At 51.8% G+C, this 1,319-nt stretch carries 1 protein-coding gene and 1 pseudogene; both read left to right on the forward strand.

All coding sequences use genetic code 11. The annotated features are described in order from the left end of the window. The coding region (locus HWQ67_RS18760; protein ID WP_218254218.1) for a hypothetical protein at positions 1-596 on the forward strand (596 nt) is incomplete at its 5' end. Positions 597-599: 3 nt separating this feature from the next. Continuing rightward, positions 600-1,319, forward strand: a pseudogene (locus tag HWQ67_RS18765) (hypothetical protein); the annotation flags it as partial.

Consider the following 1,319-nt stretch of genomic DNA (forward strand, 5'->3'; position numbering starts at 1 on the left):
CGGGGAAAGGAATAAACACTTCTGAAGCCTTGAAACGATTGGATGATGTGAGAGAATTCTACAAGAAAGTTCCGGACGCTGAATCGTATCTGAAGGATATAGATGATTTCGCTATAAGGGTGAAGTCATTTCATGGTGATAGACTCACTTTGAAACAAGCCCAGGAGATGAAGAAGGCCATCTATGCTCTCAATAAAAAGAATTACGGTGAAATGAAAGGCCTCATGGTTGAATCTAATAAGGCAATAGCCAGGGGATTGAAAGAGGAGATAGTGAAGCAGGAACCAGCTATTGCGAAGTTGAATGCTGATGATTCTGCCATGATAAACCTTGATACTGTTTTGGAAAGAGCAGTCAATAGGATTCGCAATTATGATGTGATTCGATGGGGCGATACCTTTATGACATTGACGGGTGCAGTGGTTGGCGGGCCTGGAGGTGCTACGGCTGGGTTTCTAGGAAAAAGGATTCTTGAGGATGCGGCAGTAAAAGCTAGGATCTCCTTCGCCTTATCCAAGGCAGCAAAAGTTAAAGGAATGCCTGTAGCAACCAGGGTTGGAATTCTTACGGCAGGAGAGGAAGAAGAAAAGGAGTAAGCGATGGCTGTCATTTTAAACTATCCCCTGTTCCATGCGGATGACGACAACGGGGCTCCTCTCACGGGGGGGCTTCTTTACACTTATGAGGCTGGAACTTCAACAGCTAAAGCCACTTATACAGACCGGGGAGCCGGGACCGCCAACTCCAATCCGGTGGTGCTCGATTCAAGAGGGGAAGCGATTGTTTACGGCGCGGGGATCTACAAGCTGATCCTTCAGACATCTGCGGGGGTGACAGTCTGGACCCAGGACAACGTGGAGCTGGGATTGGGCATCGAGTGGGACGGCACCACGACCACGATAGCGAGCCTGAAGCTGGCAACAGGGGCCACCCTGACGGAGTTCTCCACAGACGGCACAATGGCAGGGAACAGCGACACGGCAGCTCCCACTGAGAAAGCGGTCGTTACCTATTTGGCAAGTTATTCCACGACAGCCACAACAAACACTTTGGTTGACAGAGCAGGCAGGGCGGGACGGCCCACCTTCACCTACAACGGGGGCAGCACGGCCTACACGGTCAAGGCGAAGGGCGCTGTGTACTGGTGCAAGGATAAGCTGTGCCACTGGGACTCAGAGCTGACCACCACGGCCATATCAACCCCCGTGGCCAGCACCTGGTATTACCTCTACCTGGACTACTCAGCCATTACGGAGGGAACCGCCGTAACTGCCACGGAGCTTATCTGGTCCTCCACAGCACCCACATACAGCAACACC

Source organism: Candidatus Magnetobacterium casense (assembly GCF_019173545.1).
Lineage (GTDB): Bacteria > Nitrospirota > Thermodesulfovibrionia > Thermodesulfovibrionales > Magnetobacteriaceae > Magnetobacterium > Magnetobacterium cryptolimnobacter.